Origin of the sequence: Halomonas sp. AOP22-C1-8 (genome assembly GCF_052378905.1) — a bacterium.
In the GTDB taxonomy this organism is placed as follows: Bacteria; Pseudomonadota; Gammaproteobacteria; order Pseudomonadales; family Halomonadaceae; genus Vreelandella; species Vreelandella citrativorans.
The window spans coordinates 1-20979 of the sequence record NZ_JBQSYD010000002.1 but is presented as its reverse complement, the minus strand read 5'-3'; the positions used below and the strand labels follow the sequence as shown (position 1 = coordinate 20979).

21 protein-coding genes are annotated in these 20979 nt (G+C 52.3%); 6 read left to right on the top strand and 15 right to left on the bottom strand.

Going from position 1 to position 20979, the window contains the following annotated elements; all coding sequences use genetic code 11:
• Nucleotides 1-38: 38 nt before the first annotated feature.
• On the top strand, nt 39-743 hold the full coding sequence (locus ACT3TY_RS01290) for an FMN-dependent NADH-azoreductase (protein WP_441680029.1): 705 nt from the start codon (nt 39-41) through the stop codon (nt 741-743).
• 53 nt (nt 744-796) lie between these two features.
• Here the strand turns inward: ACT3TY_RS01290 and ACT3TY_RS01285 are convergent, their stop codons facing one another.
• The 11 genes from ACT3TY_RS01285 to ACT3TY_RS01235 form a co-directional block, all read right to left on the bottom strand.
• Nucleotides 797-1117, bottom strand: coding sequence for a DUF1330 domain-containing protein (locus tag ACT3TY_RS01285; RefSeq protein ID WP_441680027.1), 321 nt, complete (start codon nt 1115-1117; stop codon nt 797-799).
• A 438-nt stretch (nt 1118-1555) separates the two neighbouring features.
• Complete coding sequence (locus tag ACT3TY_RS01280) at nt 1556-3508, bottom strand: M48 family metallopeptidase (protein WP_441680025.1); 1953 nt, start codon at nt 3506-3508, stop codon at nt 1556-1558.
• Between the two features lie 31 nt (nt 3509-3539).
• Nucleotides 3540-4133: a LemA family protein gene (locus ACT3TY_RS01275; RefSeq protein ID WP_172116468.1), complete on the bottom strand. Its 594-nt coding sequence runs from the start codon at nt 4131-4133 to the stop codon at nt 3540-3542.
• A gap of 363 nt (nt 4134-4496) precedes the next feature.
• Nucleotides 4497-5807 carry a DUF945 family protein gene (locus ACT3TY_RS01270; RefSeq protein ID WP_441680023.1) on the bottom strand — a complete coding sequence of 437 codons (1311 nt, stop codon included), beginning with the start codon at nt 5805-5807 and terminating at the stop codon, nt 4497-4499.
• Between the two features lie 173 nt (nt 5808-5980).
• On the bottom strand, nt 5981-6703 hold the full coding sequence (locus tag ACT3TY_RS01265; RefSeq protein ID WP_193056328.1) for a ZIP family metal transporter: 723 nt from the start codon (nt 6701-6703) through the stop codon (nt 5981-5983).
• Nucleotides 6704-6882: 179 nt separating this feature from the next.
• A complete protein-coding gene (locus tag ACT3TY_RS01260; protein ID WP_193056327.1) occupies nt 6883-7401 on the bottom strand; it encodes an MgtC/SapB family protein in 519 nt (172 codons plus the stop codon).
• Between the two features lie 41 nt (nt 7402-7442).
• Nucleotides 7443-7937, bottom strand: a complete 495-nt coding sequence (locus ACT3TY_RS01255; RefSeq protein WP_444627148.1) for a VOC family protein — start codon at nt 7935-7937, stop codon at nt 7443-7445.
• A gap of 105 nt (nt 7938-8042) precedes the next feature.
• Nucleotides 8043-8282, bottom strand: coding sequence for a hypothetical protein (locus tag ACT3TY_RS01250; protein ID WP_087105649.1), 240 nt, complete (start codon nt 8280-8282; stop codon nt 8043-8045).
• Nucleotides 8283-8295: 13 nt separating this feature from the next.
• Complete coding sequence (locus tag ACT3TY_RS01245) at nt 8296-9615, bottom strand: S8 family serine peptidase (protein ID WP_172116462.1); 1320 nt, start codon at nt 9613-9615, stop codon at nt 8296-8298.
• Nucleotides 9608-10021 carry a DUF2784 domain-containing protein gene (locus tag ACT3TY_RS01240; protein ID WP_444627147.1) on the bottom strand — a complete coding sequence of 138 codons (414 nt, stop codon included), beginning with the start codon at nt 10019-10021 and terminating at the stop codon, nt 9608-9610. The genes ACT3TY_RS01245 and ACT3TY_RS01240 overlap by 8 nt, the downstream gene beginning before the upstream one ends.
• Nucleotides 10022-10084: 63 nt before the next feature.
• The gene (locus tag ACT3TY_RS01235; protein ID WP_444627146.1) at nt 10085-10507 is read right to left on the bottom strand and encodes a GFA family protein; all 423 of its coding nucleotides are present in this window, start codon (nt 10505-10507) and stop codon (nt 10085-10087) included.
• 606 nt (nt 10508-11113) lie between these two features.
• On the opposite strand from ACT3TY_RS01235, the gene ACT3TY_RS01230 reads away from it, so the two are divergent.
• Entirely contained in the window at nt 11114-12547 is a 1434-nt protein-coding gene (locus ACT3TY_RS01230) for a YfcC family protein (protein ID WP_193054139.1), read from the top strand.
• Nucleotides 12548-12604: 57 nt separating this feature from the next.
• Here the strand turns inward: ACT3TY_RS01230 and ACT3TY_RS01225 are convergent, their stop codons facing one another.
• Nucleotides 12605-13507 carry a LysR family transcriptional regulator gene (locus ACT3TY_RS01225; RefSeq protein WP_193054138.1) on the bottom strand — a complete coding sequence of 301 codons (903 nt, stop codon included), beginning with the start codon at nt 13505-13507 and terminating at the stop codon, nt 12605-12607.
• Nucleotides 13508-13865: 358 nt separating this feature from the next.
• On the opposite strand from ACT3TY_RS01225, the gene ACT3TY_RS01220 reads away from it, so the two are divergent.
• The 4 genes from ACT3TY_RS01220 to ACT3TY_RS01205 all read left to right on the top strand — a co-directional run bounded on the left by ACT3TY_RS01220 (nt 13866) and on the right by ACT3TY_RS01205 (nt 18212).
• Entirely contained in the window at nt 13866-15299 is a 1434-nt protein-coding gene (locus ACT3TY_RS01220; protein WP_444627145.1) for a M20 family metallopeptidase, read from the top strand.
• Between the two features lie 3 nt (nt 15300-15302).
• Nucleotides 15303-16139 (top strand): tryptophan 2,3-dioxygenase, encoded by an 837-nt coding sequence (gene kynA, locus ACT3TY_RS01215; protein WP_444622588.1) that lies wholly within the window; start codon nt 15303-15305, stop codon nt 16137-16139.
• A 69-nt stretch (nt 16140-16208) separates the two neighbouring features.
• A complete protein-coding gene (gene kynU / locus ACT3TY_RS01210; RefSeq protein WP_444627144.1) occupies nt 16209-17438 on the top strand; it encodes a kynureninase in 1230 nt (409 codons plus the stop codon).
• A gap of 12 nt (nt 17439-17450) precedes the next feature.
• On the top strand, nt 17451-18212 hold the full coding sequence (locus tag ACT3TY_RS01205) for an alpha/beta hydrolase (RefSeq protein ID WP_441677127.1): 762 nt from the start codon (nt 17451-17453) through the stop codon (nt 18210-18212).
• A 153-nt stretch (nt 18213-18365) separates the two neighbouring features.
• On the opposite strand, the gene map is transcribed toward ACT3TY_RS01205, so the two are convergent.
• The 3 genes from map to pdxR all read right to left on the bottom strand — a co-directional run bounded on the left by map (nt 18366) and on the right by pdxR (nt 20860).
• Entirely contained in the window at nt 18366-19139 is a 774-nt protein-coding gene (gene map, locus ACT3TY_RS01200; protein WP_441677126.1) for a type I methionyl aminopeptidase, read from the bottom strand.
• Nucleotides 19132-19338, bottom strand: a complete 207-nt coding sequence (locus ACT3TY_RS01195) for a ParD-like family protein (protein WP_441677125.1) — start codon at nt 19336-19338, stop codon at nt 19132-19134. Before ACT3TY_RS01195 ends, map begins: the two co-directional genes overlap by 8 nt.
• 115 nt (nt 19339-19453) lie before the next feature.
• Entirely contained in the window at nt 19454-20860 is a 1407-nt protein-coding gene (gene pdxR, locus ACT3TY_RS01190; protein ID WP_441677124.1) for a MocR-like pyridoxine biosynthesis transcription factor PdxR, read from the bottom strand.
• Nucleotides 20861-20979: the final 119 nt, after the last annotated feature.

Below are 20979 nucleotides of genomic sequence, written 5' to 3'. Positions count from 1 at the left end.
AATCATAGATGAGCTCAACTCAGAACAGGAGACTATCCATGCCGCATATCCTACATATAGACGCCAGCGCTCGCCCGGGGATTGCCGGAACAGACAATCATGGCTCTCACAGCCGTCACCTTACCGATCAGTTTGCCAAACAATGGCAATTACGCCGCCCGCAAGACATGATCACCTATCGCGATATAGGCCAACACCCGCCATCCTTTCTCAACCACGACTGGATCGCGTCGGCTTTCACGCCTGAAGAACAGCGGGCACCCTGGATGAAGGATGCACTAGCAGAAAGCGACCAGCTGGTTGATGAATTAATCGCCGCGGATGTCGTAGTGATCGGCACGCCGTTCTACAACTTCGGCATGCCTGCCGCCCTCAAAGCGTGGATCGACCAAGTAGTACGCCCCGGTCGAACGGTGGATATCGATGAGAGTAACCCGACCGATCCTTACGTTCCAAAGCTTTCTGACCGGCCAAGGCATGCGGTTGTTCTTACTGCCAGAGGCGGGATAGGCTTTGATATCGGTGGAAAGATGGCGCACATCAACCACCTGGAGCCCAATTTAGCCACTGCACTGGCGTTTATTGGCATCACTAAAATTCACTATATCGCCATCGAGGGGCAGGAGGTAAGCGGGGAGGTATTGGCGAAGTCAGTTGCTGACGCAATAAGGAAAGTCGAACGGCTCGTTGATGAGTTGCAGGTGATGACATGGCGAGACACACAAATATCTGAACCGGCTTAAAAGCAGGAAGCAGCTTCTTACTATCAAGGTCGGCGCGTTAGGCGCGGGTATCGCTAGCCCAGGATATCCGCACCTTTATGCCCCTCTGGCACGCCCTGAACCAACAGTACATCGCCCTCGGTATGCCGGATACGAAATGGGCGAATCGTCTTATAAGCATCGGAGTCATACCACCCTTGAGCTTGTTCCATAGTAGGAAACTCAATGACGACCATATCGCCAGCCCACGCGCCCTCAAGTGGCGTGTATGGCCCACCATGCACGAGGTATTTACCTGAAAAAGGAGCGAGCGTTGCGTCGATACGCTCTAAATAGTGTTTAACCTCTGGATCGAATCGAGTTTCTCGAATGAGAGCAACAGCGTAGGCAGGCATCATCCCCCCTTGATTAGACGAAATAATTTTCTAAACAACGAAAGCCTAGAGCAAACACTTTAAATAACGAACCCACTTATCACTATATCAATTTAACTGACAATAACTCTCCAGAAATTTAATTTTGATTAAACCAATGGCGCTTCATTGCTGTATTGGTTAGAGGCCACCATTCAGGGTTTCGCAAATAAAGTCCCTTTTTGCTGCTGTATACGCTTCTCTATCCAACCTATATTTCGCCGCCCAACGCCTATCGATCAGAGAGGCGTTATATTCCATGGAAGTTGAAAAGAGGCAGCAGCCGAGCCCGTTCCTCTTCAAACAGAGTTGGCCAATCAGTACTGTATGAGCAGAGTACTATCTTCTCGTTAGTCGCTCGGTTCAAGGACCCTGCCTCATTCATACTATGGATACTCCCCGCCTTGAGAATGGCGACGCTCAATCACTCTCTATCAACAGCGGCGGCATGGGGCATTCCAGCATATCGGCGATGACGCGAAACAGCTCGGCCTCTGCGGGCTTTATTTGCCCGCTATGCTCAATACAGCGGGCCATGGCCTGCAGAACAGCAGGCTTTTGTTGCGGTCGTAAACGACGCAAGCGGCTAACTGCGGGGCCCAGGGCTTTGATATCAGGGGCCTCTCTTTTTGCGCTTAGTGCAAACGGCAGCTCTTTTTCAGCGGCATCTAGCGCAGCGCTTACCTTTTCGGGGTCACTCTGCCCTGCCCAGGCCAGCACGTTGAGCAGCCGCTGGCACTCCTGCTGTAAATCGCTCAGCTTACGAACAGCAGGGCCACTACCTTTCTTGCCCAGGCCCAGGTGATGAACCAGCCAGTGATACAGCGTCCACTCAAACAGGCTGACCTGACTATCCGCATTGATCAGTTCTACCATGCAATGTCGAAAATGCGTGGCCTGATCCACTGACAGGTTTTTTAACGCAGGCAACGCCAATTCCATCAACGGCAGGCGAAGCTGGTCTCTAAGCATTAACACGTCGCCGGCATGATTCATGACTTCACGATACACATCGGGCAAGGCTGTCTGCTGAAGTGATGCCAGCTGCTGCTTACGCACCTCAATATTCTGGCTCAGCAGCAGTGCGTACATTAATGCGCGCACTGCATAAGGATCGTGGGCGGCATCGACGAGCCGCGTAGGCAATGCACTGAGCATGGTACGTGCCTGGGCCAAATGGCGTGGGCCGGGTTGCCCCATTGAGTCAATCGCCATGCGGGCCGAGGCGCCGTTCATGGTTGCTGCGCTGGAGTGGGCGTGAGCGGAGGGGGTGTCTGCAAAGCCAACCGCTGACTCACCTCCCGCTTTTTCCACGTCACCGTCAAAAGACGCACTGAGCGGCGCGTTAAATTCACCGTTCCAGCTTGGCATAACGCGTTTGATGCGCTGGCGTATCGGCGGGTGGGTCGCCAATAAGCGAGTGAAACCAAGCTTCATGCCCTGGCCGAAAAACAGGTGGCTATATTCGCTCGCTTGGGAGGCTTCTATTCTGGCCCCCTGCGTAAGGGAGCCTATCTTGATTAACGCTTGGCCGATGCCATTGGGGTTACGCGTATATTGAACGGCGGAGGCGTCGGCCAGGTATTCTCGCTGACGGCTCACTGCCGCCTTGATCCAGTTGCCAAAAAACGTGCCCGCATAACCAATGACGGCCAGGGCAACACCCAGGGCAAGTACGACGACAGCGCCTTTGCTATTTGAATTGTTGCGCCGCACAGCTCGACCACGCGACGTCGTACTGCGCAGCAGGATATAGCCTAACAGTCCGATCAGAAGCACACCGTGAAGTACGCTGATCAAACGCATGTTCAAGCGCATATCGCCATGCAGAATGTGGCTAAATTCATGGGCAACCACGCCTTGTAGTTCCTCGCGGTTGAGGTGATTAATCGCCCCCTGGGTGATCCCGATCACGGCATCGCTGGTATCATACCCGGCGGCGAAAGCGTTAATACCCGCTTCCTGAAGCAGATAAACCGGTGGAACCGGCGTGCCCGAGGCAATTGCCATTTCTTCCACCACGTTGAGAATACGGCGCTCGTTAGCGTTTTCGGTGCTGGGGCTGATTTCTCGTCCGCCCAGCGCCTCGGCCACTACTTTACCGCCGCCGCGACGCAACTGAGAGCGCTTGAAAAGCCCGCCGAGACCCACTAACGCCACCACGCCAAGCGCAACCACGGCTACCAGTTCTGGGGATAGCGCAGCCAACAGGTTATTCGCTGTCACGCTGCCTCGGTCATCTCTCATGAAATGCACGACGATTGCGATCACGACAGTGGTGACCGCTATCAGGGCGATTACCGCCGCTATCAATAAAACAACCAGTTGCCCGGTTTTACGCCGGGCGTTGTCCTGAGCCGTAAAGAAATCCATGCACACCTATCCTTGTCGGTTCAAGAACGCTTCAAAACGATATTTTAGGCGCTGACTGAATCTGGGCGCTGTCCTCGAATTCCAGGAAGGAAGCGTCCTCGCCATGCCCCAACAGGCCAGCTACGGCCACCGGAGGGAAGCTCTGGCGGTAAGTGTTGTATTGCATGACAGCGTCGTTGAACGCTTGGCGGGCAAAAGCGACCTTGTTTTCAGTACTGGTAAGCTCTTCAGAGAGCTGCTGCATGTTTTCAGAGGCCTTGAGGTCCGGGTAAGCTTCCATCACCACATTAAGCCGCCCCATCGCTTGGCTTAGCGCACCTTCTGCCCCGCCCAATTCGGCCATCGCTTTGGCGCTCCCTGGGTTGGCAGCCGCCGCTTTGAGCCCCGCCGCTGCTGAATTGCGCGCTTCAATCACCGACTGAAGCGTTTCGCGCTCGTGGCTGAGATACCCTTTGGCGGTTTCGACCAGGTTAGGTATCAAGTCGTGACGGCGCTTTAGCTGCACTTCAATTTGAGCAAAGGCGTTTTGAAAACGGTTTCGCAGTGAGACAAGTCGGTTGTACACACCGATAAGGTAGAACGCGATAACCGCTATTATCGCTACGATAATGATAGTTAAAACCATAATTGATCCTTACTGTGATTAATAAAAAAACTATTACGTATCACGGCCTGACGGCTTTACTTGGCGAGTTTAGGCAAAAACTCTATATCCATGTGATATTTCTGGGGATCATTCTGCTCGATAAAGACAGCAATCGTATTCGTATTGATATAAGACGAGGGATCAAACCAGATATTCTGGCTTTTAAACACATGTACTTGCATGGTAACGGGATTCAACCACTGCGCTATCACCTGATAAGGATGTTTTCCATTGACCGAAAGTTTCAATACGGTACAAATTTGTTGAGTGCAGTGATCTTAATACCTTTGATTTAACACTACGCCACTCCATATGGCGTAGTGCTTATGATACAAGCCTTGCTTACATCACTTCTTCACCATTAACCGTCAGGACACCGTCTTGCCAGGTCAACGTCTGCTCTTCAAAGTCCGGATCGATTAACAGAGCATAAGGCATGGGAATGAGTGAAAGTACCATCTGGGGAGGTGTCGTTACGCCAATATCCAGGCTCAAGCGGTTTTGGAGGTACTCTTGCGCCTCCGGTGTGCTCATCCTATCTTGCGATGTCTGAAGCTGCTCGGGTAACGGCAAACGGTTATCCCATAAAGCGCTGTATAGCGCCTCCTTGGAAAGTTCTTCACCATCAAAGCGGATATCCGCCGTAATGCGGGGATTAAAATCGATACCCAGCATGGGCAGGGTGACGTGCGCTTCCAGCGGCTGGAACGCCATTGAGGGACTCGCAATCAGGACATCATAGCCTCGTTCGATAGACTGAATCAGTAGTTCACGCTCTTCCTGCTCATCGCCGCGTACACCGGTCTCTTCATACTCTGCACGCATGCTTTCCAGCGGTGCATAGGCTTCCTGAAGCGCCTGAAATGCTGACATATCCCAGTTCTTGGCATCGATATCAAGTGACAGGCTGCCCATTGAGGTGCCGTCGGCGCCGATATCGGCTATCTTAAAACGGCCGCCTGAATTGACGATTTGGCTATCACCTACGGATTCAGACTCGGCCTCAAGCTCAATGCCATCTATATAAACATTGACGCCCTCCGCCAAAAACTCAATTTTGGGTATTTCCAGACGTTGATGTATCAGGCTCGACGCTTCCTGGGAGCTATTTTCAAAGCGTGGCGAGACGATCCGAAACGAGTCGTTCTCGTCATTGACAACAATTTCACGTGCCTGGCCGTCTACCTTCCAAACGTCTTCATCTTCAAGATCAAGATCCACTACCAGGTCGTGCAGAGTGCCGTCAAACTCAACGCCGCTTAACGAACCGGCCGTCAACTGCCCCGTGACGGCGCTGCGAGTAGCGACCAAATCAACGTCAATATCCCCGCTTAGAAACTGCTCGTTGGGATGAATCGTGCCGGTAATCGGGCTATTAATAATGCCGTGATCCACCAGCAGATTTACCTGGGCATTGGCATTTTCAACACCTTCCATACCGATCGTTGCCGTCGCCGTTGTATTGAACAACGATTTATCAATCGTTACGTCGCTTGCATACCAGGAAACAGAATCATCCAACTGCGCAAAGGTTTGGGCTAGCGCTTTTTCCACCTCATTACCCACCACCGCTTGGGCGCCTATATATCCCCCAGCCCCGAGCACTACAACACCAGCAGCGGTCAAAATTAACGTCTTGGAAGTTGCGGGCATATCACTATCCTTAATAAAAATGATTATTAATTATCCTGCATTTAAGAATAAAAACCCACTGCTAATTCAGTTCATGGCGAGGTATTAAAGAAAGAAAAAGCGAGGCGAAGACTCATATTCTTCGCCATTAAACCGCATAGTCATAGCATTGCGCTGCTTGCAGTTATTTGCCATCAGGAGGCAAGAAGCACCATGTTACCCATCAACCCAAGCAGAAACCCAGCGACAGCACCGATTGCCGGCATTCCATGTTGTTCGAGCTTGGACCCAGGGGCAATATCCTGAAAAACAAGGTACAAGATACCTGCACTCGCAAATAGCATTAGTGCTCCCATTAACACATCGTACTGTGCCAATACGTAATAGCCGGTTGCTGCTGAGATGGGCCCCACTAATGCCAAACCGCTAAATGCCAGTATGATTTTATTGGAAGATAGTTGAGTATTATTATTGCTCAGCTCTTCGTAAGCGTTAAAACCCTCGGGCAGATTTTGTAAAATCATTAATAGTGCAAGCAGCAACCCTGTGCCTTCGCCTGCTGCAAAGGCAGCACCCAAGGCAATCGCTTCAGGGATAAAATCAGATAACATTGCCACCAGTTGGCCTACCGAGCTATTGAGTTTTTTTAAGTAGGCATCAAGGAAGTAAAAACATACCCCACCAGCAGCAAAACACAAGGCGGCCGGTACAAGCGGTAACTTACTAGCACCTTCAGGTACCAATACCAGAGCGACCGCTGACATCAGCGCTCCACCACCAAAAGCAATAATAAAATGTCGCCAGGAATCCCCTAAAAGGGAGGGATGAACCAGGTCAAACTTAGCTAATAATGCCCCGATGGGCATTGCGGCACCTGCCATTAATGATAAAAGAAGGATAGTGATAATTTCAGCCATAAAATGTCAGATTAGCCTCTTTTCAACCATCGTTGGTTCACCGGTTTATCCGGTATTTCTCGCTGCCTCCTAAGCGTTTCAGAGGACCGAGCCGTGTCTTTTTCGTCCCTTGCGTTTGTTCAGCTTATGAAGGTCCATAAGGCCATGAATGCCGCAAATTAACGGGGTGCGTCTCACGCTTATTTGTTACCAGAATCATCTTCTTTCGATCCTGAAGGTACAGGCCTTTTTTTGGTTATTGCGCGCGAGAAGAAAGGCACCACATACAGCACTGTCCAAGCCAGCACGGTACACAAAACGGCCGTTTGCTCACGCCCAAGACCAACGGCGACACCTATAGCCGCTGTAAACCAAATGCCAGCCGCCGTGGTAAGCCCGGTAGCAAATAGATCATTCTTACGGGTGATAATACTTCCAGCACATAAAAAACCAATGCCGCTAATAACACCTTGAATGACCCGGCTCATCTCTGCATCTGAAATGCCTGCTTGCTGCGGAATTAATATAAATAACGCCGCCCCCATGCACACAAGCATGTGGGTACGTATTCCAGCTGGCTTACCGCTCTGTTCACGCTCAAGCCCCAAGAGGCCACCGAGAAAAGCAGCCATTAGCAATCGAGTCACTACAATAATAAATTCACTTAGGTCATTAAAATCAGAAAATTCAGAAATAACAATATTACTCACTGACTCCATTGCTTCAGCCCTGTCGTTAACGCGCGATGAGTGAACATCTTTTATCTAATTAAACCGTTACGTGCTGCCTCAATGGTGGCAATATCGATTTTTTTCATCTGCATCATCGCTGCAAACGCGCGTTTTGCAGCGGCAGGGTCCGAGGCAGTGATTGCTTCAATCAGCGCCACAGGCGTTACCTGCCAAGACACGCCCCATTTATCTTTACACCAACCACACACGCTTTCTTGCCCGCCATTACCCACTATCGCGCTCCAATAGCGGTCCGTTTCGGCCTGATCATTGGTTGAGACCTGAAAAGAAAACGCTTCGCTATGCGTAAACTCAGGCCCAACGTTAAGCCCCAGGCATGGAATGCCCAGCACGGTAAACTCAACGGTCAACACATCCCCTTCCTTACCGGATGGAAAGTCTCCCGGCGCGCGGTGAACGGCACTAACAAACGAATCAGGAAAGGTATCTGCATAAAAGCGCGCGGCTTCTTCTGCGCTACCATCGAACCAAAGACAAACCGTATTCTTTGCGGGTGTTGCCATGACACTTCTCCAGTGAAAACGAAACAGCCAATAATGGGTATGACATTTTAATGCGGCGCACCCCAGTCTCCTTTAACAGCTCTTTCCAAGGTGGCTGCAGAGGAATCACCAAGTCTTATCAGCACCTGGCGGGCCTATATCGAGCTGCATATCAGGGGCAATATCCACCACTCCGTTGACCTTTTTAAGCCGCTCAACGGTAACGTCATCTGCCGCCCCGGTGATGCACCCAATCTCCTCAAATACATCTCTGATCGTGAGTCCTTCATCACTAAGGCGCGAAGCTATTTCATTGATCGATTGATCTTCAGAAATCGTGATTATCCAAAGCGCTATTGTCGGCATCGATCATCCTCATCTAAGGTGCCTGTACCAACCCGGCCCCAACACGGGAACCAGAGGATGGTAAAGGCTTTGCAGAATCCAACAGCCGTTGCCAGAGCTTCATACCGCGCAGCGAGGCATCTGACTCAGCCCAAAGAGCGGCGCAGCCTGCAACGTGGGGCGTCGCCATACTGGTTCCGCTAATCGTTTTATGATGTACCGGCCGGGGCCAGGACGAAAAAATGTCGCCGCCAGGCGCGGCAATTTCGATTTTGCCTGCGTTGGAAAAGCTCGAAGGCTTTAAGTTGGCGTCAATAGATGCAACCGACATGATAGTAGGCGAGTTGGCAGGCGCTCCCGTATGAGCAGAAGAGTTTCCTGCGGCAGCAATAATCAGACACCCTTTACGCAGAGCCGCGGCACCCGCGTGGGTGTAGGCGGCTTGCACAGGGCTTTGACTGCCCAGCGACATCGAAATGACGTCACATCGATTAGCGATCGCCCAATTCATGCCCGCAAGCACTCCCGCCCCTGTACTGCTACCCGAGTTGGTGAGCACCTTTCCAACGAACACCTGTGAATCGGATGCGATACCGTAGCGCGGAGCGTTCTCGAAAGGCACTCTGGGGCCGCAGGCCGTGCCGATACAGTGCGTTCCGTGGCCATTGATATCTTGAACCGGCTCTCCTACGAATGAGCGGGTAATAAACTCTCTACCTACAAAGTCAGGATGGCCAAGGTCCATCCCGGTATCCAGCACGGCCACTTTAATGCCAGCCCCACTCCACCGGCTTTGCAAAACGTTGCATTGAATCAATCCCCAGGTCGTTTCTGGCTTGCCTGGCTCAAGCTTGTCTTGGGCTTCATCCAGATCAACATCAGCGCCAAGATCGCGAGCAATCGTACTCGCGGCCCGCAAAAAACCTCGCAGATACTCTGAATTTTCGGAAAAGGCAAAATACTCAGGCTCAATAATTTCTATTGGGCTATCTGCTGAAATAGGGTCATTGAGGCTCATCCCATGTAGCTGTAAAGCGTCACTGCCAACAAGCGCAACCCCAAGCTCTGGGAACACCACAACCTCCGCATCACCAGCGTCTTCCAAACTGACGGCCTGGTCAGCAAAGTCACGCGCGTCGGCCACTCGAAACTTTTGAGCCTTGAGAGACTTAATGCCCTCTTCCATTCGCCCTTCACGATAACTGATAAGAAAACGCCCGGTTTCAAGACAATTAACGCCTCGTTCGAGAGCAGCCACAAGCAGCTGTTCAGCCCCGCACGAAATTGTGGCTAATGATTCACTCTTGCCAGAGGGATTGCTTTCGCTTCCGTTGCTTTTAGATTTATTAGCCATCATCGCCTCCTTTCTGTTTGTTTGGCCGCACTAAAAACCAGCTGCACAACACCAGGCTACCAAAAACCGTATAAAGCAGCACAAATACCCACTCCGGCGCCGTGTAGTAAAGCAGGCTTTGCAACCAGTACTGAATGAAGGACCCCGTATAGGTTGCTGTACCAGCCTCTGCTCTCAAGGCCATTTCCCACGTAGTAAGCGGGCAAACCGCGCCCAACCAGGACTGCACCACTACATACCCAATAGCGGACAAATGCAAAATACGAAACCTCTTATTTCGCACCCATCGCCACCTTAGAAAATAACCGACATAAATAGCCAGCAACCCGAAGACGACAAAGACAACAAACAGCACATGAACGACTAATATCGCATCTGCCATGAGTAGAAGTCGTGAAGGGGCCATATCTCTCCCAAGTGAAGCATAGGCAGAGGAGGTAGCCAGTGTTTGCGATGGCCACGAAACCTCTTAATTGCCAGTATGTTGAGCAAAAACCTCCTCGCCGGTTAAGTCTCTGGTAGCTTGAGAAAACGAGTAAAACGCTGGTTTTTGCTCAATAAATATCTGCTCCTCAAGCTGCCACTGGTCGTTATCCTCCAGAAGCCCCACTGGGATAGCATAGTGCCCGCCCTCTTTTAACCGATAAAACAGATGCGTCCCACACTGCTTGCAAAAACCTCGCTCGGCCCACTCTGAGGAACTGAAGATAGCAATATGCTCAGTCCCCTGGAAATCCACCTCGTTTTTGGACTCAACCGCAAACAGTGGCCCTCCACCCCACTTTCTACAAAGGCTGCAGTGGCAAACCGCGACATGATGACTGTCTAAATGAGTTAAAAGCTGCACTTCACCGCAGAGACAGCTACCCCGATTCTCAATGTTGGATTGCATATTATCCTCCGTTAGATGCGTAACTCCGTCTATACATGCTTAATAGAGCGAACCCTAAACCCCACCTTTTCTATATAGACAGTAGCAGGTTCTATATAGACAGTAGCAGCCCGCTTGGCTATGCGCTGTTAACGCGTAAAATTGCGCGATATGGCCTGCAGAGCTGTTATCTGCGGCGGCATAAAACATCGTTGAGCGGGCATTTTGAACCGACCATTTAGCGGCTTTATTGGGTTGCCCGGATACTTCCTTCTGGCTGCCAAGAGCGCTTGCCTAAAATAGAAAACACATTTGATAAATTCACAATTGTTAGCCATGGGCTTCCTTGGTAGGTTGATTTTAAACAACACTAAAGGTGGCCCTTTCACCACGTGCGAGCCAAGCACTATGGACCTTCTAAGCCATTACCTGGAAGTACGTAGGGCTCACTCGTCAAGGTGAGAAAAAACACCACCACCTGATGCTACGCCTCACACTAAACCGCTTCGGCCTACCTACCCCCTCGGCCATGCACACGGTTTACTTGTCGTTGAGCGTTTTAGTTGCACATACTGCCTAGAGTAGCGCCACCAATAAAACGATAACCCTCTGACCGCGAAGACGAATATGACAACGAAGCTGAGTAAAGGCGCGCCAGAAAAGGCACAAACAATGAAGAAAAAACGCCCTATGCCGGATGTGTTCATCATCCTGTTTAGCTTTATGGTACTGGTACTGCTCGCCTCTTATATAATCCCCGCAGGAAGCTACGAAAGAACCAACAACAATGGTCTGACGCAGGTCGCCACCGATAGCTTTCAGTACATTACTGCAGCGCCCCTGAACGTAATGGACCTGTTTACCGCTATTCAAAAAGGCCTGGTGGCGGCGGCTCCGCTGATCTTCTTAATCATGATGGTCGGCGGCGTGCTCAAGGTGATTGAGTCAACAGGCGCCATCAGCGCAGGTATTCACCAACTCATTAGCAAGGCCAATGGTCGTCGAAACGTTCTTATTTTTATCTTTTGCGCTACGTTCTCAACGCTTGCATCGGTTGGGGTAGGTGCCAACCTGGCCATTGCCTTTATTCCTATCGGGCTGTTTCTTGCCCGCTCAATGAAGCTTGACCCCGTTGTAGGCGTGGCCATTATCTTTTTAGGCTCCTACGCAGGCTTCGGTGCAGGCGTTTTTGACCCGACCGTTACCGTTGCCGGGCAAACCATTGCCGAGTTACCGCTGTTTTCCGGATTTATATATCGTGGCGTTATCTTTATTGTCTTTTTGACCGTTACCACGGTGTACATCTGCCGCTATGCCAAACGTATCAAGCAGAACCCGGCTCATAGCGTGATGGGAGCAGACGCCTTTGATAACACCGAAGCCACACATGAGCCTGGCGCCCTGCCGCCCTTTACCTTTTCTCATAAGTTAGTGCTGCTGATATTTGCCGCCTCCTTTGTGTTTTTCCTGTACGGCGGTTTTAACTTCGGATGGGGAATCACCGAACTCTCTGCCACGTTTTTAATGGTGGGGATCGCCACGGCACTGATCGGCAGAATGTCTCCCAATGATTTTGTAAAACGCCTGATGAATGGCGCAAGCGAAGTCATGTACGGTGCATTGGTGGTGGGTGTCGCCGCCGCTGTCATCGTGTTGCTTAGACAAGCACAGCTCATCGACACCCTCGTGCATAGCGTCGCAAGCTCTTTAGATGGCCATGGCAAGATTGTCGCCATGGAGCTTTTATACGTGTTTAACTTGGTATTTAACGGATTGATTACTTCGGGTACCGGACAGGCCGCTATCGTGATGCCAATTATGGTTCCGATTGGCGATATGCTGGAAGTCACCCGCCAGTCGACCTTCATCACCTTCAAGCTGGGCGATGCCGTTACCAATATTATTACTCCGCTTTCTGGCACCTTGATGGCGTGCCTGGCGATCGCCCGCGTTTCTTACGTGGAGTGGTTCAAATTCGTGCTGCCACTAGTATTGATTTGGATTGTCATCGGCGGCGCGTTTGTCGGGGTTGCCGTTGCGATTAACTACGGCCCGTTTTAAGCAGGTTCGCTTTCAAGCCACCCATAATGGGTGGCTTGGCATCTAACGGGTATGCGCTCAACAGACAACGGCCGTCAGCTTCTCTTCCAGAACAACTAAAAACGCCTCGATATGAGCAGGCAGATAGCGTTCAGCCATCACCTGTACCTGAAGGCTTCGCTGAGAAAGCTGGGGCTCGTGTAGCGGCTTTAAAACCAGCCCATCCTTATGCATTTTACCGCTTACCGCCACGGCACTACACAACCCGATCATATTGGGATGCTCGCTGACCATGGTATAGGTCGCGCCCAGTGAATCGCAGGAGAAACTTGGGAATACCTTAATGCCGGACAAGCTACAGGCGACATCAAACAGATAGCGCATTGTCGAGCCATTAAGCGACATGGTAAGCGGGTAGTCGCATAAATCCTTTACATACAAAACGTCATTAACGGCCAACGGGTGCTCACTCGACATAAGGGCACTAATTGCGGCGTTATGGCTTGAAACCACCTTTACGCCAATATCCGGCGAGAGGCTAAAGGTTAAGGCGATATCAGCACTGCCTTCTTTTACCAATTCAGAAGCACGCGCTGAATCGGCCATCTGCAGATCAAACCGAATATCAGGATGCTGAGTAATAAAGCGCGAAATAACACTGGGAAGAAAGTGCCACGCCATGCCATCAGGGCAAGCCACCACAATGGTTTGGCGTTGGCGTGTCATTGCATCCTGCATCTCATCGATAACACTATTAACTTCTAACTGGTTACGCAGTGCATAGGCGTTCAGCAGTTTGCCTGCTTCGGTTAACTGCATCCCTCGCGGCTGGCGGTTGAACAGCTTGATATCCAAGCGCTGCTCAAGATTGGTGATCTGGCGGCTAACCGCTGAAACAGCAACGTGCAACTCTTCAGCGGCAGCGGACAACGAGCCCGTTTTCGCAACGCTTTGAAAGTAGCGCAAGTGGAGATCCTGCATAACGGCCTCATTGATGACCTGCCTGTTAGGCTTTGTACGAAAACTGCTTACGCTCGCCCATACGGCGTTAAAAACCAGCTCGTGCGCGAGTCCGATCAAAATACTCATTTACACATGTAAACTCGTGCGCGAGCCCGGTCCGTTTTTTACTGATTTTTGCCTTGTCTGGCCTTCGCTCAGCGACTTTTCGTACAAACCCTGGCAGGGTGAATAGCGCTATCGGCAGCGGTTCAAACATCTACCGGTGATTTCTAATAGTTAGAAAGGTACTTTGAAATCTTAATGATTGCTGCAAACAAGAGCAAGGGCTAGGCTCATCTCAACGACCACTAAAAGCCCAATGATAAAAAGGCACACCATGACAACACCGCAGCGTTCAAAACGGGAACAGGCGATTCAGCTAGCGAGTGATGAGCTTTCAAACGGTAATTTTTATAAGACGCTGGCAAAACGTATTGCCATGCGCACGGTCAGCCAGGACCCCGCCTGTGCCGATACACTCAACGCGTACCTTGAACAAGAAATTGGCCCGCTGCTTTCAAGGCTAGGCTTCACCTGCCAAATTATCGAGAACCCCAAACCCGGCTTTCCTCCCCTGCTGATTGGGGAGCGCATTGAGGACCCCGCCTACTCCACGCTGTTGCTTTATGGCCATGGTGACGTTACCGATGGCCAGGAAGAGCAATGGGCGAACGGTATTGACCCGTGGGCGCTAACCTTTAAAGAAGGCCGTGTTTATGGCCGCGGCACCGCCGATAACAAGGGCCAGCACAGCGTCAATTTAACCGCGCTGGAAGCTGTGATTAACGCTCGTAAGGGTCGGTTAGGCTACAACGTAAAAATGCTGTTTGAAATGAGCGAGGAGATAGGCTCACCAGGGTTGGAAGAGGCCTGTGCTGCCTATCAGCAAGCGCTTAAATCCGACCTTTTTCTGGCCTCTGATGGCCCCAGAATCCGCCACGATATGCCCACCCTTTTCCTGGGTTCTCGCGGCGTTGTTCAACTCAAGTTATCGCTTAACACCGGCAATGGCGGCCGCCATTCCGGCAACTGGGGAGGTGTTATTACCAACCCAGCGGTTGTGTTGTGCAATGCGCTCGCCACGCTACTTTCCCCAAGTGGCAAAATTCTGGCCGACTTTCTCAAGGCGCCGTCTATTACAGAAGATGCTTCCCGGTTAGTGCGCGACTTGCCGGTAGGCGGCGGCGCCTCCGACCCCACGATTAACCCAGCGTGGGGCGAAGAAACCCTGGCGGATGGCGAGCGTTTATACGGGGCCAATACGTTTGAAATTCTTGGCTTAAGTGCGGGTAGAACCGACAAGCCTGTCGGCGCGATTCCAGAGCACGCGGAAGCGGTATTACAGCTGCGCTTTGTAAAAGGCACCGACTGGCAAGCGGTGGAGAGTAACCTGCGCCAGCACCTGGATACCCATGGCTTTAACGATATCCAGCTGACGTTTTTAGGCGGCTACGCGGCGACTCGGTTGGACCCCAATCACCCGTGGGTGAATTTTGTTGCTCAATCGGCCGAGAACAGCCTGAATGAAGCGCCCCATATTTTACCCAACCTGGGCGGCACGATTCCCAATCACTGCTTTTCAGACGTGCTTAATCTGCCCACCGTTTGGCTGCCCCACTCCTATCCGTCATGCAATCAGCACGCCCCCGATGAGCACTTGCTGGAAACCATTGTCGAGCAAGGGCTAAAACTAGCCGCCGGGATCTTCTGGGATTTAGGCGAACCTCAAGCACAAGCGCTAACCACTCATGACGCGGCAAAGGCATATTAAGTGATGGAAACTCCAAAAAAGAACAGCGTTGATAACGAAGCCATCCACTGGGACCAGGATATCAGCTACGGCCAATACCTTGACCTTGAGCCCTTGCTGGCTTGCCAGAACCCGGCCTCTGAAGAGCACGATGAACTACTCTTTATCATGATTCATCAGGTGTCGGAGCTATGGATCAAGCTCTGCTTGCACGAAGCCCACGCGGCGGCCAGGCATATTGCCGATGACAACCTGAGCCCTGCGTTCAAAATGCTCTCACGCGTCTCCCGCATCCAGGAACAGCTCATCAACGCCTGGGAAGTGCTGGTAACGATGACGCCCGCCGATTACTTGAGCTTTCGGGACAGCCTTGGGCAAAGCTCGGGCTTTCAGTCCTATCAGTACCGGGAAATTGAGTTTTTGCTGGGTAACAAAAACGCCAAATTGATCGAAGCACACCGTTCAAAGCCCAAGCACTACCAAAAACTCCAGCATGCGCTTAATTCGCCCAGCCTTTATGACGTCTCACTGCAGCTACTGGCCCGCCGGGGTTTTGATATTCCAGACAACATCACCCATCGCGACTGGAGCATTCCCTACACCGCGAGTAGCGACGTCGAAGCGGTGTGGATGGAGATCTATCGCAACAGTGAAAAGTACTGGGATCTATACGAACTGGCCGAAAAGCTGGTGGATGTCGAGTTCAACTTCCAACGCTGGCGCTTTAACCACATGAAAACGGTGGAGCGCATTATTGGCTACCGACGTGGCACCGGTGGCTCGTCGGGCGTGAGCTACCTGGTCAAGGCACTCGACTTGCAGTTCTTCCCGGAACTCTGGAGCGTAAGGACATCTATTTAACAGCAAGCGCCCAATAAGCCTTACCCCACTTTTTACCTGTGTGACGACATTTTTTGCTGGAGTACCGATATGCGCGTGAGCCTGGATACCGTTCATGAACTGGACCGCCAAGACCCACTGGCAGATTTTAAACGCCACTTTTCCCTACCAGAAGGTGTTCTCTACCTGGATGGCAACTCGCTTGGTGCGCAACCGGTCGAGGCCAAGCAAGCGGTTAATGACACCATGGAGCAGTGGCGCACCCAGCTGATTAAAGGCTGGAACCAGGGCTGGTTTGATGCGCCCGAACGGCTGGGAAACCTGCTCGCCCCGGTGATTGGCGCTCAGCACGGTGAAGTGGTGGTCACGGACAATATCACGCTCAATATTTTCAAACTGTTGGGCTATATCCTCGACAAGCGCCAGGATGATTGCCGCACGGTACTCAGTGAAGGCGGCAACTTCCCCACTGACGGCTACATTGCCCAAGGCTACTGCCGGGTTAGCGGCTGTGAACATCGCTTTATGCCCGAAGGTGACGACCTGGCTGCGCACCTGGACGGCGTGGCTGTGGTGGTACTTAGCCAGGTCAACTATCGCACGGGCAAACTGCGCGACATGGCAGCCACTACTCAACTGGTTCATGAACATGGCGCCGAGGTCATTTGGGATTTAGCCCACTCTGCTGGCGCGCTACCTGTCGATCTTAACGGCGTGGGCGCGCGCTATGCCGTAGGTTGTACCTATAAATACCTGAACGGCGGCCCCGGTGCGCCCGCTTTTCTTTACGTGCACCGCGACCACTTGGACAGCACGTGGCAACCGCTCTCGGGCTGGCATGGCCATACCTCACCTTTCGCCTTTCAGGCCGACTACGCACCCGCCGATGACATCTCGCGTTTTCGTACCGGCACACACTCAGCGATTATTTACGCCGCCCTTGAAGCGTCTTTAGCTATCTGGGCTGACGTCGATATGCAGGCCGTGCGTGAAAAAAGCCTGGCCATGAGCAATCTGTTCCGCGAGTGCCTGGCAGATATTTTTGAGGCCCACGGTATCGAGGACATTACCCCGGCAGCCGACCAGCGTGGCAGCCAGGTATCACTGGTAGATGCCCAAAACGGTTATGCCATCGTGCAAGCGCTGATCGCGCGTGGCGTGATTGGTGATTATCGGGAACCGGGCTTAATGCGCTTCGGCTTCACCCCGCTCTATTTAAGCTACGAAGATGTGTGGCAGGCCGCGCAGCACTTCCGCGAGGTAATCGAAAGCGGCGAGTATCAAAATCCTGAATTTCACGTGCTTAGCGCCGTTACCTGATAGAGAGCACGCATGACAGAGCTAACGCCGGATCTGGCCTACTCACCGAGCCATTTTGCGTCAGAATTTGAATCCACTCTTACACGTCAGGCGGATGCCGGACGCACGCTAAGGGACCGCCACCCACCGATAACGGTCGCCTATGGCGACCACCCGGCGGCGTGCCTTAACCTGTTTATTCCGCAGGGAGAAGGCCCGTGGCCTTTGATGGTATTCATTCACGGTGGCTACTGGCAGGAGCTTGACCACACTGCCACGGATTTTCTGGCCGAGCGCTATCTGGCACGGGGAATGGCCTTCGCCTCAATTGGCTATGGCTTAGCCCCAACCCACACCATTGAAAACATGATGACTCAGTGCATTCAGGGGCTAGAAGCGGCCTACCACGCGCTGGCAGAAAGCGGAGGTGTGTGGTCCATCACCCTGGGAGGCCATAGCGCGGGCGCCCAACTGGCTTACTGGGTAGCCGTTAGCGGCCGGGTTCCTATTGATAAGCTGGTGCTGGTCAGCGGTGTTTATGACCTTACGCCGCTGGTAGAAACCTACGTTAACGCCCCCCTAAAACTGACCAAAGCACAGGCACGGGCACTTAGCCCTCAGTTTGGCGAGCTGACCGCACTGCCCGCCTGCCAGGTTGTGATTGCCGAAAACGACCCACCCGCGTTTCATCAGCAGGGACACAATTTTATAGCGCTGCTACGCGCAGCCAACGTTCAAGCAGAGCTAATTGAGCTGCCGGGGTGCGATCACTTTGATGTGCTGGAGTATTTGTAAGCGCTAGCCGAGCTCACATTAACCACGCCGTTACTTTCTAGCGACGGCATGGAATTTTAATACCACTGTCTCTCAAAAGCCTGTTTCACGTCCGCCCGGCTAGTTTTCAGATGACTTGTCATAGGTCACCTTGCATCGCCTAACTGGTTAAAATTAAACACGCTCTTCATCACGCAGCGTAAGCACCTCAACACCCTCGGCCGTCACTGCCACTGTATGCTCCCACTGCGCGGATAAGGACTTGTCGCTGGTCACGACGGTCCAGCCATCTTTTTTGATTTTTACCTTGGCTTTGCCTTGGTTAATCATGGGTTCGATGGTGAATACCATGCCCTCTTTCAATACCACGCCGTGCCCTGGCTTTCCGTAGTGCACGACTTCCGGCTCTTCATGCATTTCCTGGCCGATGCCGTGGCCGCAATATTCACGCACCACCGAGTAGCCGTTCTGTTCCGCATGCCGCTGGATCGCATGGCCTACATCACCCAGTGTTGCCCCCGGTTTAACCGCGTGGATGCCCTTCCACAGCGCCTCATAGGTTTTATCGACCAGGCGCTTGGCAATAGGCTTTACCTCACCCAACATGTACATCTTGCTTGAATCGGCAATATAGCCGTTCTTCTCAAGCGTGATATCAATGTTAACGATATCGCCTGATTTTAGCGCGAGTGTCTCGGAAGGAACGCCATGACACACCACCTGGTTCACAGACGCATTCAGCACATATTGATAATCGTATTGCCCTTTGCTGGCCGGGCGAGCTTTTAGCTCATCAACGATATAACGCTCGGCCCAGTCGTTGATCTGCATGGTGGTGACACCCGGCTCGATTAACGTATCAAGATAACCAAACACCTGCGCCAGCAAGCGCCCTGCTTCGCGCATCAGCGTCAACTCTTCTGCACTTTTCAGCGGTACGTTATCCACCGGTCACCTGCCTGACTTCAATGTCTGCCTGTTGCATCTGCTCGCGCATAATGTCGGTGAAGGTCATGCCTGGATTAGCCTCTGCCAGCATGCCCACCTTAATCCAATACTCCGCCTGTGCGTTGATCGAACGCACCATGACCGAGCTGGCTTTACGAATATCTTCGTGTAGCTGGTCGTTGATTTTTACGATACCCATGGAATGCCTTGATATATGAAACGCATATAAAGCATATATTAGAATGAGAATACGCAGCAAGCGACCTGGTTAAGCCGACGTTCTATGGGAGTGATTTTTTTCAACTGTAGGCACATTACTGGCGATGACGAGCAATCAGTGTCGCCAACGGTTGATAGCCTTCTTCAAGCGCAGGGCTCGATAGATTAGTGACGCCCAAGAGCAATCCTTTTCGCGCATTGGCTTGCGTGGCGTACCAAGGAGATAACGGCGCCGGGGCAAGGTTAAAGGCCGCCGCCGCTTCGGCAATGCCAACATCGTCGGTGTCATCAGACAAGGGGAGCAACAGCGACAAGCCCGCCATATGATTGACTGAAACCGTGCTGTCCATGAGTGCAAGCAGCGCATTCCGGCGCTGTATATACAAACGCTTCATACGCCGAATATGGCGCAAGTAATGCCCGTCGCGCAAAAACTCCGCAACGGCTAGCTGGCTAGGCAGTGCAGACGCGGGTGACAATGCAGCTGCCGTATCTCCCGCGCGCTCCGACAACCTCGCAGGCACCACCATGAAACCAAGCCGCAACCGTGGGCTGATGGTTTTACTGAAAGTACCCATGTGAATCACTCTTTCGTCATGGTCCAGCGAGGCCAGTGCGGGCGTTGCCTGGCCGCTTAACTGCAGCTCACTTAAATAATCATCTTCGATGATCCAGCTATCGTTTTCTTTAGCCCATGCTAATAACGCCTGGCGGCGAGCCAGCGACAACTGCATACCCAGCGGTGCTTGTTGGCTTGGCGTCACAATCGCCAACCGGGCCTCCGCCGCAAGCGCTATCCCTTGCTCCACACAAATCCCCTGGTCATCGACCGGAACAGGAACCGAGGTAAAGCCTGCCAAAGACAAAGCGTGCCTATTGAGTGGATAACAAGGGTCTTCAACCCACACCCGCTTTGAATCCGGGCGCAATAAGTGCAATGCCAAGCCCAGCGCCCCCGCATATCCATTGGTGATGATGATCTGGTCTGCAGAGCAAAGCAGCCCGCGAGCCACGGCCAGATAGGCAGCAATTTCCTTGCGTAGTGTCTGCTCTCCGCGTGGGTCAGGGTAACGCAGTGACTCGGCCACCGCCTGGCGTGAACCGCGCAGCATGATGCGCGACCACTGCTTAAAGGGAAAGCCATCTTGCGCAGGCACCCCCACTTGAAAAAGCCTGGGCGCGCTTTCCAGGTCCTGATAGAGATCAGGCAGTGGTAGTCGAGAGGCCTCAACCACCACTTTTGGTGCCGCGGGTAGCACGGTGCTAACGAACGTACCAGCGGCCCCTTTTGAGATGACTAACTGATCATCGCTCAGCCGATCATACGCCGTTTTAATAGTGCCTCGTGAAACGCCCAGTTCCGTGGCAAGATCACGCCATGAAGGCAGCCGTGCGCCCTCATATAAATGCCCTTGTCGAATGGCATCAGCAATGCTCGAACGCACCTGCTCTGACAAAGACTGCTCGCCTTGGCGATTAAGTGAAAAACGAAGTTTACTCATCCCTCCATGGTACATAGAAACCCATCAGTCTTGGTGCTTTTTTTAGACCATGAAGCCTTTCACAATCACTATCTACTCTACACTTTTACCGTTCTAAATCTTTGTGCCAGTTCTCGAGC